Origin of the sequence: Paludibaculum fermentans, assembly GCF_015277775.1 — a bacterium.
Lineage (GTDB): Bacteria > Acidobacteriota > Terriglobia > Bryobacterales > Bryobacteraceae > Paludibaculum > Paludibaculum fermentans.
In genome coordinates this window covers 6,403,635-6,418,096 of the sequence record NZ_CP063849.1, presented here as the reverse complement: position 1 = coordinate 6,418,096, position 14,462 = coordinate 6,403,635, and the positions used below count along the sequence as shown (strand labels likewise).

The window sequence follows — 14,462 nt, the reverse complement described above, 5'->3', positions numbered from 1 at the left end:
CGGGTGAAGAATGCCTTCGACGAAAGATTACTATCAAACACTCGGAGTCAAACGGGACGCATCGGCGGATGAAGTCCGCAAGGCGTACCGTCGCCTCGCCCGCAAATACCATCCGGATCTGAATCCAGGCGACAAGGCGGCGGAAGAGCGCTTCAAGCAGGTGCAGGAGTCGTACGATATTCTGTCGGACGCGAAGAAGCGCAAGATGTTCGACCAGTATGGGTTCTATTCGGAGAACGGCTATCCGGGCGGGGGTCCGCAACCGGGCGCCAACGCCGGGTTTGGCTTCGGCGGCTTCGATTTCACGGAAGCGGGGAATGCGGGAGCCGGCGCGGCTGGCGGGCCGGGTGCGGGCGGCTTCGGCGGCGGCAGTTTCTCGGACCTGTTCAGCCAGTTCTTTGGGAACAAGCGCGGGGAGCAGCAGCATGCGCCGGCGGAGAAGGGCAGCGATCTCGAGTACTCGCTGGGCATCGATTTCTGGCAGGCGATCAAGGGGACACAGGTCCGCCTGAACATTACGCGCCTGGACCAGTGCGGGGCGTGTCACGGGTCGGGCCAGGGCGGCGGAGCGTCGGTGACGTGTCCGCAATGCCAGGGTACGGGCAATGTGAACCAGATGGCGGGGGCGATGAAGTTCTCGCTGACGTGCCCGCAGTGCCAGGGTACGGGCCGGCTGAGGAATGCGTGTCCGGTGTGCCATGGCGAGGGGCGGTCGCAGAAGAGCGAGTCAGTGGAAGTGAGGATCCCTCCGGGCGCGGCGACGGGTTCGCGGCTGCGGGTGGGCGGCAAGGGCAATTCGGGCACGATGGGTGCGGCGGCGGGCGATCTATACATCACGGTGCGGGTAGAGCCGCATCCGGTGTTCTCGCGAGAGGGCGACGATGTGTCGATTGTGCTGCCGGTGACGGTGTGGGAAGCGGGGCTGGGGGCGAAGATCGAGGTGCCCACTGTGGATGGGCGGGCGCTGCTGAAGATCCCGCAGGGCACACAAAATGGGCAGAAGTTCCGTTTGCGCGAGAAGGGCGTTTACAATTCTAGAAAGAACTCGCGCGGCGACCAGATTGTGGAGATTTCCATTCAAGCGCCGGACATTCGCGATGAGAAGACGCGCGAGTTGTTGAAGGAGCTATCCAGGCTGGACCCGCGGGATCCGCGGTCGGAGCTGTGGTCGAAGGTGTGAGAAGTGTCGAAGCAACGATCCAAAGCCGCTTACATGATCTCAGCCGTCGCCGATAAGTACGGCGTACATCCGCAGACCCTGCGGATGTATGAACGGGAAGGCCTGCTGAAGCCGTCGCGTTCCGACGGGAACACACGGTTGTACACGGACGACGACCTGGTGCGGCTGGAAGTGATTCTGGAGCTGACCCGGGAGCTGGGTGTGAATCTGGCGGGGGTCGAGATCATCCTGAACATGCGCGAGAAGATGTCGGCGATGCAGACACAGATCGAGCAGTTTGTGGCGTCGTTGAATGTGGAGATTACGCGCAACATGCGGCCGGTGGAGCCGGAGCAGAAGAACATGCTGATGCGGGTAGTGCGAGTGGAGCCGGCTCCACCCGCACCTGTGAAGAAACGAAGCCGCGGCGTTTAGTGCATTTTCTTGACGAACTCGCCGGTGCCGGCGTCGATCAGGATGGAAAACAGGCTCTGCGAGACCGAGGCTCCGAAGACAACGCGCCAGTAGGGCTTGGGATTGGTGCCGGTCCAGTCAAGAATGTACTGGACTGGTAGATCCTTGTTGTCGGCCAGGGCTTTCGACATCACCTTATCCTTGGCTACTTCCTTGAGTGCAGTTTCGAGCGCGGCGGTCGTGTCGGTGTGCACGTCCTGGATGGCGATGGGGTGGACGAGCGGGCTGACGGAGTAAGGGGATTCGGCTCCGGCGCGGGCGCCTTTGATGACGCCGCCGTCAGAGTCGGACACGGCGAAGGAATACTCGCGTTTGGTCTTCTTGGACGGAGATACGAAGGTGGCTCGCCAGAGGCCGTACTTGCCGGGCTGGGCCTTGGCTTCGGGGATGTCGCCGTTTTCCAGCTTGAGAATCATGACGTCGGAGGCCCAAGGGCGGGCGATCTGAAACATCTGAAACAGTCCGGATTGACCGGAGACCGGTTCGACAGGCTTTTTGGCGACTTCGGCCTGCTTGGGCGGCGGAGCTGAGTCAGAGCAGCCTGTGAGAGCCACAACAAGCAGGCCCAGGGCGGAAATGGATAAAAAGGTGCGATTCATGTGGTTTTTGCGTCTCTAGTAATCATCATAGTTCAGTAAAGACCGGACGGGCGAGAGCGCCGGCGCTGGTGAGCCGTGGAGCAGGCGGGTGGTGGGGCCGGCTGGTGGCGGGGATTCAGGAACTGCTGAAGGAGAGGCGAAGAAGGGGAACAAATCGAGGAGCGCTGCCGGAGGGTTCCTGTGCCATAATACCTACACTCTGAGCTCAGTTACACCAGCGGAGGGTGATATGAGTCCTAAACAAATGCTTCCGGCCGGGTGGACCAAGGCCGCAATGGTGGGTGTTTTGGCAGCCTGTGGAGCGTTTGGCGCGTTCGCGCAGACACCGGCAGGCGGCGGAGGTGGTGGTGGATCCACCGGCGGCGGCGGTTCCGCGGGCGGCGGGTCGGGTACGCCAACCACGCCAACCCGTCCTTCGACGGGCACCTCGACAGGCACCACCGGCCAGCAGAACACGACCCCGTCGATGATGGACATCCAGCGGCCAATCTATCTAAGCGGCCGCCTGATGATGGATGACGGCTCGGCGCCGCCGGAGCCCGTAGTGATGCTGCTGGTGTGCAATGGGCAGCCGCGTCCGCAGGGCTACGCAGACATGAAGGGGCGTTTCAGCATCAGTCTGGGACAAAACCAGGGGGTGTTCGCGGACGCGAGCATCGGCAACCCGAACGAACCGTTCAGCACAGGCTCGGTGTCGAAGTCGAGCGCTCCGGGCATGGGCCGGAATGGCATGACGGAGCGAGAGATGATGGGCTGCGAGTTCAAGGCGGACCTGCCGGGGTTCCGCAGCGACGTGATCCAACTCTCGGGCCGGCGGCTGCTGGACAACCCGGAAGTGGGGACGCTGGTGCTGCACAGAATGGCCAACGTGGAAGGCTTCGTCTTCAGTGCGACGACGGGCCTGGCTCCGAAGGACGCGAAGAAGGCGTACGAAAAGGGCCTGGACCTGGTGAAGAAGAAGAAGTATCCGGAAGCCGAAGTTCAACTGCAGAAGGCAGTGGAGATCTATCCGAAGTACGCCCTGGCCTGGTTTGAGCTGGGCAACAGCCTAATGGGCCAGAAGAAGGCGGACGAAGCGCAAAAGGCATGGGAGCAGTCGGTTGGGGCGGATGCGAAGTTCGTGAAGCCGCATCTGCAACTGATGCAGCTATCGCTGTCGAGCAAGGACTGGGGCCTGATTGCGAGCCGTAGCGACACGGTCCTGAAGCTGGACCCGTATTCCTACTCGCAGGCGTGGTTCATCAACGCCGCCGCCAAGTACAACCTGAAGAAGATGGACGAGGCGGAAAAGAGCGCGCGGGAAGCGGTGAAGCTGGATCCGGACCACCGCAATCCCAGGTCGGCGCAGTTGTTGGGCGCGATCCTGGCGGACAAAGGCGACTATCCGGGGGCGCTGGAGCAGATGAAGGGGTATTTGAGCTTTGCTCCGAACGCTCCGGATGTGGAGTCGGTGCGGAAGCAGGTGGCGGAACTGGAGCGGGTGACGGGTGTGAAGTCGACGGCCCAGGGTGCGTCGACAACGCCGGCGCCGGAGAAGCAGTAGATCCGCTTAGGCAGGATGGATGACAAGAGCGTCAGGGCCAGGTGGCCGGGCGCTCTTTCTGTTTTCGGGCGGGCAGGGTTCAGGATTTCGAGATGCGGCGGGCGCGCCAGAAGGCATGGATGCCGAAGCCGAGCATGACGGCGAAGAAGAAGGCGCCGAGGGCGAACTTGACCATGTGGGCAAACCCGAGACCGATCTCGGTGTAGCCGCGCCAGAGAGCGCGGATCATGAGGACCGCGATGGCGATGAACAGGAAGCCGAGGATCTCGTTCCACAGCGAGTGGAGGGGTTTGACGATGCCGGGCAGGAAGGCTTGCAGGAACTTTTTGAACATTACTCGAGTTGGACGGCGCGGGTCCCTACACATAGTATCAGGCGGGCGAAACGGGATCCCGTGGGTGGGATGACTCAAGCGGGGGCGGGAAACGGCCGATAAAGGGAATGGAAGCGGTCCGGAGCCGCGAATGCATCCGGATGGTATTCTGAAAGTGGCCGCACACGAGGCTTACCTTGGACGATCGACTGAAAGACCTGATGCAGGAGCTCGGCAATGCGATCAACGAGTCACTCTCCGACTCGGATCGGATCGCCGCGGCGATTGGCGAAATCAAGCGAGCGGGGTACGACGTGTTCCTGGTACTGGAAGCGACCATCGGGTTTAACAAGCGCGATGAAGCGGACGGTGAGGAAGATGACGGTGCGGTACTGGAAACACGGCTGGAAACCGATTTCGAGGAAGAGTACACGAGTACGGGCAAGAACGAGAACACGGCCCGTTTGAAGTGGACTTCGCAGGACCAGAAGTTTCTGCGAGCCTTGAAGATCGCCGTGGACGAAGACGGCCGCTGAGCGGCCGGCCAGGCGCCCTACCCGCATAACTCCTGCCTACGCACGCAACTCCTGATAGACCTTCCAGGTAAGGTCCACAGCGCGCTGCCATGAGAACTCCGCGGCGCGCGAGTGCCCCAAACGAACCAACATATTCCGCAGGTCCTCGTCCTGGATGAGGCGGCGCAGGGCGAGGCCGATCTCCTCTTCCTGTGTGGGATCCACCAGGAGAGCCGCGTCTCCGCAAGCTTCCGGCAGAGCGGAGCGATTGGACGAGATGACGGGCAGGCCGTGGGCCATGGCCTCCAGGACCGGAATGCCGAAGCCTTCGTCGAGCGAGGGAAACGCGAAGATGGCGGCCGAAGCGTAGAGCGCGTCGAGACGCTGGTTGTCGACCCAACCGGTGACGGAGATGCGATCGCGAGCGGGGCTGGCGGCAATGCGCTCATGAATGGCGGCAGCGCCATAGCCATCCGAGCCGGCGAGTACCAACTGCCAGGGCGGCGGCGCGTTGCGTTCAAAGGCGGAGACGAGGCGCAGGAGGTTCTTTCGCAGTTGAACGGCACCGACGTGGAGGATGACGGGGCCGCGCCGGGCGGCGGGGGCAGCGGGTGGAAGGTGTGTGCCGTGGGGGATGACGCGCAGGCGGGCTTCGGGAACGCCCAACAAGTCGCGCACCTGATTGGCGGTGAAGCGCGAGACACAGATGATGAGATCGGCACGTTGGGCGGCGTGGCGGGCCTGTCCGGCGAAGCGGGCGCGAAAGTCGGGGGAAGAGTAGTCCGAGGTGAGAACAAAGAGATCGTGAAAGGTGCAGACGGCCGGGCCGGCGGAGCGGTGGGGCAGGCGCTGGTTGAGACCGTGGAAGAGGCCGTTGCGGAAGAGCGGGAGCGTGTCGAGGAGAGGGCGGGCCGCCACGTTGAGGGGCAGGGCTTCGCGGCGGCCGCGCAGATAGCGGTGGAGACGGTAGCACCAGGCGAAGCGCTGTTGCGGATGACTGGCCGCGAGGCCGAAGAGGATCTCGCGGCTATAGACGCCGACACCAGACAGGTTCTCTCCCAGGCTGTAGGTGGCGTCGAGAGCGATGTTCAATCCTGGATCCCGTATTCCTTCAGCTTGCGGTAGAGAGTGGTGCGGCCGATGCCGAGCAGGTGAGCGGCCATGACGCGATCGCCCTTAGTGTACTGCAGCGCCTGAATGATGGCGCGCTTCTCCATCTCGGAGAGAGGCAGCACGGGCATGACGAAGGTGGACTCCGGTGAAGGGGCGGGGCTGCCGGCACCGTGGGCGGGCAGGTAAGCAAGGTTGCCGGCGGGTGATTGACCAGCGGCGGCGAAGCGGCGCTTCTGCGCGAAGTTGAGGAGATTGGAGGGCGCATCGCCACCGTGCAGCAGCGGGCCGCTGTTGACGGCCACCATGTGCTGGATACAGTTCTCCAGCTCGCGCACATTGCCCGGCCAGTCGTAGGACATCATGAGCTCCAGCAGTTCACCGCTGAGGCGATGGCCGCTGCCGTAGTTCTCGAGGAAGTGAGCGATGAGGGAGGGCAGATCGTCCTTGCGTTCGCGCAGGGGTGCGAGGCGCAGGGTGACGACATTGAGGCGGTAGTAGAGATCCTGGCGGAAGGTGCCTTTGTGTACTTCTTCAGCCAGATCGCGATTGGTGGCGGCGACGATGCGGAAGCTGGACTTGCGCACCTGCAGGGAGCCGACGGGGCGGAACTCCTTTTCCTGAAGGACGCGCAGGAGCTTGGACTGGAGGTCGAGCGGCAGTTCTCCAATTTCGTCGAAGAACGCGGTGCCGCCATCGGCCTGTTCGATGAGGCCGATCTTCTGCGTATGAGCGCCGGTGAAGGCGCCTTTGGCGTGGCCGAAGAGTTCGCTCTCCATGAGCGGGCCGACCATGGCCGAGCAGTCGATGGTGACGAAGGGGCCGCTGGGTGAGTTGCGGTGAATGGTGCGGGCGACCAGCTCCTTGCCGGTGCCGGTCTCGCCGAGCAACAGGACGGGCCAATGACCTTTACCGAGCTTGGCCGCGAGCCTCAGGACCTGGCGCAGGCGCGCAGACTGGCCTACTAACTCATAAGTCTTCTGTGACGAATCCACTGTCATCCAGTCTGGTGTCCCAAAGTGCTGTTCGAGCTGAGCTGGCATACGACCTCATAGAGGTAGTGTCCGCACAGCGGGAAATCTCTTCGCTAGATTGCGAGGCATCTATTATTCTACGCGGGGACGGCCAAGCGAGAAGGCACTCTCTACTGATGGGTCCGCAGTTCCAGGCGCACGACGTAGCCGATGCCGACATCCTTGCTGATCTCGTCAGCGATGACCTGGGCTTCGTCCTGCGTGCTGGTGCGGCCGACGCGGAGGAGGTAGCTGCCGGGCGTGGCGGGCCGTTCGATGAGGTCGACGGATTGGTATTTCTTCATGAGGTTCTTACGCAGCCTGGCGCCTTCGTGTTCAGAGAAGAAGCGGCCCACCTGCACGGTGTAGGTGGCGGAGGTGGTGGGTGTGCCTGCGTACGAGAGGAGTTCGAGGCGGACGCGCGCGGTGCCCGGGCCGATCATGTTGATGTTGCGCGCGGCGGCGCGGGAGATGTCGACGATGCGTCCGGCGGCGAAGGGACCGCGATCGTTGATGCGTACCTCGATCTTCTTGTTGTTGGTGAGATTGGTGACGCGCACGATGGCGCCGAAGGGCAGGGTGCGATGCGCGGCGGTCATCTGCTCCATGTCATAGATCTCGCCGCTGGAGGTGGGACGGCCGTGATAGGGATTGCCGTACCAGCTGGCGATGCCGATCTCGGACCAGCCTGGAGCGGGCGCGGCCGGCGTGCGCGCAGTGTGTTTGTGCCTGGAGCAACCAGCGAGCGCGAGGAGTGCGCAGGAGCATAAGAGAGCAGCTTCGCGGCGCATGACAACAATGATGCTATCGATGCGCGGATGGTTTCCACAAGCATGGCAGCAGGAACGTTTCCGCGCGCGATTGTTTCAATCGTAGAGGCATGATGATGGAGTTGCACGCGAAGGGCCGTAAGGACACTTTTTTCCTTGACTTTGGGAAGAGACCAAGTTTATAAAGAGATCACAATGCGATCGCATGCGATCGCAAAATCTGATGTCACGGAGAATCGATCAATGAAGAACGCAACCAAGAAAGCGGCCAAGAAGGCCGTAAAGAAAGCCGCCAAGAAGGCCGCGAAGAAGAAGTAAGAACGCAGCGTTCCAACGAACGCGGCAACAGGGATCAACGAAGCGGCCCCGGGCAACCGGGGCCGTCGGTGTTTCAGGGCCCGCCCGGCTTCCTTCCTACCCGCTTCTCTTCTCCATCACCAGACATCGAAAGGTCTCGCCGAGCCCGAATAACAGGCTCTTGAGCTGCATGCGCAGGCGCAGCGCGGCCGCATCATCGGGGGCTGCGAGAGCCCCGGCGAACTGGTCTGCTTCACCGGCGGACATGAGCAGTTGAGTGAGTGAGCGGAGGGGCGTGGTGAGGAGGCCCAGGGCTTGCGCGCAGTGCTCCAAATGAGTGAAGGGCACATGCGCGGTGATGTCCTGTTCACCGGGATTGAGCAGCACATCGTCGAGCGCCTGGTGACGGCGATAGGCCATGAGCGTGCCGCGCGGGAAGCGGATGATCTCACGCTCGGTGTAGCCGTAGTCGATGGCGAGGACGAAGCCGCGCGTGAGCGGCCGGGTCATGCGCGCGAGCAGTGATTCGAGGCCCACGGGCAGTTCGAGCCACACCTCTTCTTCTTCCCTGATTTCGGCTATGCGGGCACACAGATTCACGGCATAGGGCAACCATGGACCTGTGAGGGGCTCCCCTTCGACCCATACGAACCTGCCGTCACTGAGGCCGACGCGCATCATGCGCGCCTCACGACGGCACACGCGGACGGCTTCAACGGGCAAGGCATCGAAGAGCTCGTTGCAGAAGATGACGCCTTCAAAGGCCGCGGGGACTTCACCGCCATCGACATCGACGGCGCTGTAGCGGAAGGAGCTCAGGTGCTCGGCCATCTCACCACGGCCGGCGCCCCATTCCACGACATGGAATGCTTCGCCGGCGCCGAGCTGCTGTTGCCAGTGCGCGCACTGCGCGGCAATGAGGCGGCCGAAGACGGGTTGGAGCTGTGTGGCGGTATAGAAGTCGCCGTGCATGCCGAAGGGATCGGCGCCCTGTTCCCGGCGGGCGCGGCGGTAGTAGCCGTGTTCGGGATGGTAGAGCGCGACTTCCATGAAGCGGGAAAAGAGAATGGGACCTTGAGCGCCGATGCCGGCGGCGAGCAGGTGACCGGCGGCGGTCATGCGCGCGGCTCCCGTTCCTGCGGATTGGAGATGAACATTTCGCAAAGGTAGTCGTGGAGGCAATCGTAGAGGTACTTCTGAAAGGTCCAGGGGAACTGTGCGTGCTGGATGTCGCGCGGGTGGATGGGGGCGTGATAGACGTGAGCGCCGGGCACTTCGGTCTTGAGGCGGATGACGAGTTCGACGCCGCCGGAGGAGTCGAGCCCGGCTTCGAAGGTGAGCAGGAGATGCTGATAGCGCGCGAGTTCGGCACGGACGCGTTCGATGGGAGTCACTGCCTCCGATTGTGACTCAAAATGGGGCAGTAGACTGGGAGTATGGCGTTGCCGCAGCAGGTTCGTGTGAAGCTCTCGAGTGAGGCGGCGGAGTATGTCGCGCTGACGCCGGTGGTGGTGCAGGACCTGCCGTTCGCGGAGCTGATGCAGCACGTCGCGACTGCTTCGGGTACCGATGCCACGCGGGTGAGAGAGATTCTGAAGCGCGGGACACTGGTGAGCGGAGCCTCCCGGTTCCGGTGGGAAGGTTGGGTCTGTGACGAGGCCGATGCAGAGGCCGCGGTAGCGCTGCTGCCGAAGCCGGAGCCGCGCCGGCGCCTGGATGCCGCGTGCTGCCGGAAGGCGACGCTGGCGAGCGCGACATCGCGCATTGATGTACCAAGGGAAGCAGCGGAGCCGCGGCGGTTCCTGCGCAGGCGCAGCTTCTGGCAGTGCCTGCTGGAGGCATCGGGGGAGGCTCGGTATCTCACCTACTCGTATCGCGACCGGGCGGACCACTATCGGGTGGAACTCTCCGCGGAGGCGTGTGAGCAGTTGAAGAAAGACACGGACCTGCTGAAGTTCGACGGGCTGAAGCAGCAGATCAGGATGCGGGAGTTCGACCACATCCACTGGGTGGTAGGGCGAGAGGCCGTGAAAGACTAAGCGCGGGCGTCTTTCGGGCCGCGGCGCGCTTTGATCTTGAGTACGATGGGCGTGCCGTCGAAGCCGAACTTCTTGCGGATGCGGTTGATGACCTGGCGTTCCGTGGAGAAGTGGAGAGGCTCGCCGCGATCCATGAAGAGCACGAACGTGGGCGGACGCACGGAAGGCTGCGTCATGAAGAAGATGCGGCGGTCGCGCTCGAGCTTGAGCATGTCGACGAAGCGGTTGAGTTCTCCGGTGGAGACGCGCTTGTCGAAGTTCTCGTAGACGGTGGCGATGTGGCGGAAGAGGCTGTTGATACCCTTCTTCTCCTTGGCGGAGAGGAAGACGATGGGCGCGTAGTCGAGGAACTTGAACTCGTCGCGGATGTTCTGTTCGAACTCCTTGCGCTTGTTCTCCGGCAGGAGATCCCACTTGTTGACGCAGATGACGAGGGCGCGGCCTTCCTCGTGGGCATAGCCGCCGATGGTGGCGTCGCTGCCGACGGGGCCTTCCGTGGCGTCGATGACCAGCAGGGCGATGTGGGCCATGCGGATGTTGCGGCGGGCCATGACGACGCTGAGCTTCTCGGCCATGAGATGCGTCTTGCCCTTGCGGCGGATGCCGGCGGTGTCGACGAAGACGTATTCGCGGCCTTCGATGATGGTGTGTTCGTCGACGGAATCGCGGGTGGTGCCGGCGATGGGTGAGACGATGGCGCGTTCGCCGCCGACCATGGCGTTGAGCAGCGTGGACTTGCCCACGTTGGGGCGGCCGATGATGGAGACGCGGATGGGGCGGAGTTTGCCGGCCTGCTCTTCGGGGTCGACGGGCTCCACTTCAGTGAAGTCGCGGGTGACGTGATCGAGCAGTTCCTCGAGGCCGAGGCGGTGTTCGGCGGAGACGGACATGACGTCCTTGAAGCCGAGCTCGAAGAAGGCGGTGGTGAGCGACTCGCGCTTGGCCACGTCGATCTTGTTGACGGCCAGGGTGACGGGCTTGCCGAGGCGGCGGAGGATCTGGGCGAGGTCGCGATCGGCCGAGGTGATTTCGGTGCGGCCGTCGATGAGGAAGATGATCTGGTCGGCCACGTCGAGGGCGACGCGGGCCTGTTTGAGAATCTGGGCGGGGATCCACTCGGCGTCTTCCGGCACGATGCCGCCGGTGTCGATGAGCTGGAACGGGCGGTTGAAGTGAACGGCGTCGCCGATGATGCGGTCGCGCGTGATGCCGGGCTCGTCGCCGGTGATCGACTTGCGTTGACCGAGAATCGCGTTGAAGAGAGTGGATTTACCCACGTTGGGACGACCCACGATAACGACCGTGGGGAGCCCAGTGGCTTGCGGCATGACTCTTAATAGTTTAGCATCTGGTCCTAATTTCTCTGGAAGGGGTGGAGAAGAAGCGGGCAGGCGGGCGGCAAGTGATTGATTTCAATGGTGGATCGTAGGACAGGCCAGGGAGAACCACACCTGTCGTGCGATTCCGAGCGCGAAGAGGGGGATACATGGGACAATGAAAGTTCCCCTTCCGATTTCCCAATGAACGTTTCGAACCCAAATCTTCGCAATATCGCCATCATTGCGCACGTCGACCATGGCAAGACGACGCTGGTGGACTCCATGTTCAAGCAGAGCGGCATCTATCGCAGCAACGAGACGGTTCAAGACCGCGCGATGGACTCCAACGAGCTGGAACGCGAACGCGGCATTACCATTCTGTCGAAGACCACCGGCGTCCGGTATCACGGCGTCAAGATCAACATTGTCGACACTCCGGGCCACTCCGATTTCGGAGGCGAGGTGGAGCGTGCACTGAAACTGGTGGACGGCGTGATGCTGCTGGTGGATGCCAGCGAGGGTCCGCTGCCGCAGACGCGCTATGTGTTGTCGAAGGCGCTGGAGCAGGGCCTGACGCCCATCGTCGTCATCAACAAGATCGACCGTCCGGACGCGCGTATCCAGGAAGTGCTGAACGAGGTATTCGACCTGTTCATCGACCTGGATGCGGCGGAAGAGCAGTTGGAGTTCCCGATCGTGTACACGATCGCGCGCGACGGCATCGCGAAGCTATCGCCGGAGGATCCTTCCGAGACGCTGGAGCCGTTGTTCGAGGCGATTGTGAAGTACATTCCGCCGCCGGAGGGGGATCCCGACGGGATTCTGCAGTTCCAGGTGGCGAATCTCGACTACTCGGACTATCTGGGGCGCATTGCCATTGGCCGTGTCTTCCAGGGCACGCTGCGCCAGGGCGATGAAGTGAGCGTGTGCCGCCTGGACGGGCAGGTGCACAAGACGAAGATTACGCGCATGTACTCCTTCGAGGGGCTGAAGCGCGTGGACGAGACGGTGGCGACGCCGGGCGACATTCTGGCGATCTCGGGTGTCGAAGGTATCACGATTGGTGAGACGGTGAGCCATCCGGACACGCCGAAGGCGATGCCGAAGATCCGCATCGACGAGCCGACGATCGGCATGGTGTTCACGATCAACACTTCACCATTCGCGGGCCGGGAAGGCCAGTGGGTGACGTCGCGGAACCTGCGCGACCGCCTGGACAAGGAACTGCTGACGAACGTCTCGTTGAAGGTGGAAGGCGGTCCGGACGCGTTCCAGGTGATGGGCCGCGGCGAGCTGCAGCTGGCGATCCTGATCGAGATGATGCGCCGTGAAGGGTTTGAGCTGATGGTGGGCAAGCCGCAGATCCTGACCAAGGAGATCGACGGCAAGGTCCATGAGCCGCTGGAGTTGCTCGTGGTCGACGTGCCCGAGCAGTATGTGGGCGTGGTGATTGAGAAGATGGGCATGCGCAAGGGCAAGATGTCCAAGATGGTCAACCACGGGTCTGGCCGCGTGCGGCTGGAGTTCCAGGTGCCGTCGCGAGGCTTGATCGGGCTGCGCAGCGAGATGCTGACCGACACCAAGGGTACGGCGATCATGAACTCGTTGTTCCAGGGCTACATGGAGTGGCAGGGCGACATCCCGATGCGTCCGACGGGCGCGCTGGTGGCCGACCGCGCGGGTTCGACGACGGGCTATGCGATCTTCAACCTGCAGGAGCGCGGCGAGATGTTCATCGCGCCGGGCACCGACGTGTATGAGGGCATGCTGGTGGGCGAGAATTCGCGCACGGACGACCTGGTGGTGAACATCGTCAAGGAGAAGAAGCTGACGAACATGCGGTCGTCGAGCGCGGATGAAGCGATCCGCCTGGTGCCGCCGCGGCTGCTGAACCTGGAGCAGGCGATTGAGTTCATCAACGAAGACGAGTGGGTGGAAGTGACGCCGAAGTCGATCCGCCTGCGGAAGAAGATCCTGAAGGCGAACCAGCGGTAAGGGGTTCGAACGGGTTGAATAAGACGGCGGCTGGGGCGTTCCCTGGCCGCCGTTTTGTTTTGGCGGGTAACTAGAGGCTTCCTCCCTATCGTCTAGTCACATAGACTGGCAGCACGATGAATCGCAGAAGCTTTGTCCTCACGGCGGGTACGGCCGCCGCCTCCAGCGCGGCGATGGGCGCGAACGACCGCGTGCGCGCCGGGATTATCGGCAGCGGCGGGCGCGGGCGGCTGCTGACGGCGGAGTTCAAGGAAGTGGGCGCCGAGATGGCGGCGGTGTGCGATGTCTACCAGCCGAATCTCGAGGCGGGCCTGAAGGCGGCGAACACGGGCGCGACGGGGTATAGCGACTACCGGCGGATGCTGGAGGACAAGTCGCTGGATGCGGTGATTGTGGCGACGCCGGACCACTGGCATGCGCGGATGGTGATCGATGCCGTCAACGCGGGCAAGGACGTGTACGTTGAGAAGCCGCTGTGCCACAAGATCGACGAAGGCTTCGAGATTGTGGACGCCGTGCGGCGCACGAAGCGAGTGGTGCAGGTGGGCATGCAGCGGCGCAGCTCCCCCTTGTTCATCGAAGCGAGGAATGTGGCGAACTCCGGCGTGCTGGGCGATGTGCGGCTGGTGACGTCGTGGTGGCTGAACCGGCAGGACGGCCTGAGCAGCGCGACGCTGCAGGGTCCGCTGGACTGGAAACAGTGGCTGGGCACGGCGCCGGCGCGCGAGATGAGCTCGCAGCGGTTCTTCAACTGGTATTACTACTGGGATTACTCCGGCGGGCTGCTGATTGGCCAGGCGGCGCATGTGGTGGATGCGATCCAGTGGTTCATGAATTCGAAGCATCCGGCGGCGGTGACATGTTCGGGCGGGCGGGTGAACCTGGCTGGGGCGGAGATCCCGGAGACGGCCAGCATCATCATCGAGTACCCTGAGAATTACATGGCCACCTTCACGCTAGGGTACAAGGCCATGCGATACTCCACGTCGCTGGATCAGATGAAGCAGTTCCATGGCTCCAAGGCGAGACTGGATGTAGGCCGGGAAGGCTTCCGGTTGTTCCCGGAACAGACAGGATTAGAGTTGAAGGCGGTGAAGGAAGACATCCAACCGGGTTCCTTCGTGCCGGCCACGCGCCAGCACATCCGCAATTTCCTGGAATGCACGAAGAGCCGTAAGGACCCGAATGCGCCCGTGGAAGCCGGACTGGCGACCGCGATCGTACTGTGCATGACCCTGGACTCCCTGCGGAGCGGCCGCCGATTGAAGTGGAACGCCGAAACCCGGCGCGTGGAAACCTAGAGTGAGAGGACTTCT

At 62.8% G+C, this 14,462-nt stretch carries 16 protein-coding genes; 8 read left to right on the top strand and 8 right to left on the bottom strand.

Annotated features, from left to right (window positions below; all coding sequences use genetic code 11):
* The first annotated feature begins 10 nt into the window (after positions 1-10).
* Both dnaJ and IRI77_RS25285 read left to right on the top strand, forming a co-directional pair.
* Positions 11-1,180: a molecular chaperone DnaJ gene (gene dnaJ / locus IRI77_RS25290; RefSeq protein ID WP_194447774.1), complete on the top strand. Its 1,170-nt coding sequence runs from the start codon at positions 11-13 to the stop codon at positions 1,178-1,180.
* A gap of 3 nt (positions 1,181-1,183) precedes the next feature.
* Complete coding sequence (locus tag IRI77_RS25285; RefSeq protein WP_228486313.1) at positions 1,184-1,594, top strand: MerR family transcriptional regulator; 411 nt, start codon at positions 1,184-1,186, stop codon at positions 1,592-1,594.
* Here the strand turns inward: IRI77_RS25285 and IRI77_RS25280 are convergent.
* Positions 1,591-2,232, bottom strand: coding sequence for a hypothetical protein (locus IRI77_RS25280; protein WP_194447773.1), 642 nt, complete (start codon positions 2,230-2,232; stop codon positions 1,591-1,593). The genes IRI77_RS25285 and IRI77_RS25280 overlap by 4 nt on opposite strands.
* Positions 2,233-2,461: 229 nt before the next feature.
* Here IRI77_RS25280 and IRI77_RS25275 point away from each other — a divergent pair, with 229 nt between their 5' ends.
* A complete protein-coding gene (locus IRI77_RS25275) occupies positions 2,462-3,775 on the top strand; it encodes a tetratricopeptide repeat protein (RefSeq protein ID WP_194447772.1) in 1,314 nt (437 codons plus the stop codon).
* Between the two features lie 79 nt (positions 3,776-3,854).
* On the opposite strand, the gene IRI77_RS25270 is transcribed toward IRI77_RS25275, so the two are convergent.
* Positions 3,855-4,109: a hypothetical protein gene (locus IRI77_RS25270; protein ID WP_194447771.1), complete on the bottom strand. Its 255-nt coding sequence runs from the start codon at positions 4,107-4,109 to the stop codon at positions 3,855-3,857.
* A 176-nt stretch (positions 4,110-4,285) separates the two neighbouring features.
* Between IRI77_RS25270 and IRI77_RS25265 the strand changes: the two genes are divergently transcribed.
* Complete coding sequence (locus IRI77_RS25265; protein WP_228486312.1) at positions 4,286-4,624, top strand: hypothetical protein; 339 nt, start codon at positions 4,286-4,288, stop codon at positions 4,622-4,624.
* 36 nt (positions 4,625-4,660) lie between these two features.
* Here the strand turns inward: IRI77_RS25265 and IRI77_RS25260 are convergent, their stop codons facing one another.
* The 3 genes from IRI77_RS25260 to IRI77_RS25250 all read right to left on the bottom strand — a co-directional run bounded on the left by IRI77_RS25260 (position 4,661) and on the right by IRI77_RS25250 (position 7,517).
* Positions 4,661-5,695: a glycosyltransferase family 4 protein gene (locus IRI77_RS25260; protein ID WP_194447770.1), complete on the bottom strand. Its 1,035-nt coding sequence runs from the start codon at positions 5,693-5,695 to the stop codon at positions 4,661-4,663.
* A complete protein-coding gene (locus tag IRI77_RS25255; protein ID WP_194447769.1) occupies positions 5,692-6,756 on the bottom strand; it encodes a sigma-54 interaction domain-containing protein in 1,065 nt (354 codons plus the stop codon). The genes IRI77_RS25260 and IRI77_RS25255 overlap by 4 nt, the downstream gene beginning before the upstream one ends.
* Before the next feature lie 101 nt (positions 6,757-6,857).
* Positions 6,858-7,517: a septal ring lytic transglycosylase RlpA family protein gene (locus IRI77_RS25250; RefSeq protein WP_194447768.1), complete on the bottom strand. Its 660-nt coding sequence runs from the start codon at positions 7,515-7,517 to the stop codon at positions 6,858-6,860.
* 174 nt (positions 7,518-7,691) lie between these two features.
* On the opposite strand from IRI77_RS25250, the gene IRI77_RS38415 reads away from it, so the two are divergent.
* On the top strand, positions 7,692-7,814 hold the full coding sequence (locus tag IRI77_RS38415) for a hypothetical protein (RefSeq protein WP_267239331.1): 123 nt from the start codon (positions 7,692-7,694) through the stop codon (positions 7,812-7,814).
* A gap of 96 nt (positions 7,815-7,910) precedes the next feature.
* On the opposite strand, the gene IRI77_RS25240 is transcribed toward IRI77_RS38415, so the two are convergent.
* Positions 7,911-8,912 (bottom strand): SAM-dependent methyltransferase, encoded by a 1,002-nt coding sequence (locus tag IRI77_RS25240; RefSeq protein WP_194447767.1) that lies wholly within the window; start codon positions 8,910-8,912, stop codon positions 7,911-7,913.
* Positions 8,909-9,187 (bottom strand): hypothetical protein, encoded by a 279-nt coding sequence (locus tag IRI77_RS25235; protein ID WP_194447766.1) that lies wholly within the window; start codon positions 9,185-9,187, stop codon positions 8,909-8,911. Before IRI77_RS25235 ends, IRI77_RS25240 begins: the two co-directional genes overlap by 4 nt.
* Before the next feature lie 42 nt (positions 9,188-9,229).
* Here IRI77_RS25235 and IRI77_RS25230 point away from each other — a divergent pair, with 42 nt between their 5' ends.
* Positions 9,230-9,832, top strand: a complete 603-nt coding sequence (locus IRI77_RS25230; RefSeq protein ID WP_194447765.1) for a hypothetical protein — start codon at positions 9,230-9,232, stop codon at positions 9,830-9,832.
* Here IRI77_RS25230 and der read toward each other — a convergent pair.
* Positions 9,829-11,160 carry a ribosome biogenesis GTPase Der gene (der, locus tag IRI77_RS25225; RefSeq protein ID WP_194447764.1) on the bottom strand — a complete coding sequence of 444 codons (1,332 nt, stop codon included), beginning with the start codon at positions 11,158-11,160 and terminating at the stop codon, positions 9,829-9,831. The genes IRI77_RS25230 and der overlap by 4 nt on opposite strands.
* A gap of 192 nt (positions 11,161-11,352) precedes the next feature.
* Between der and typA the strand changes: the two genes are divergently transcribed.
* Together typA and IRI77_RS25215 are read left to right on the top strand one after the other, a co-directional pair.
* Complete coding sequence (gene typA / locus IRI77_RS25220; protein ID WP_194447763.1) at positions 11,353-13,146, top strand: translational GTPase TypA; 1,794 nt, start codon at positions 11,353-11,355, stop codon at positions 13,144-13,146.
* Positions 13,147-13,262: 116 nt separating this feature from the next.
* Complete coding sequence (locus IRI77_RS25215) at positions 13,263-14,447, top strand: Gfo/Idh/MocA family protein (RefSeq protein WP_194447762.1); 1,185 nt, start codon at positions 13,263-13,265, stop codon at positions 14,445-14,447.
* Positions 14,448-14,462: the final 15 nt, after the last annotated feature.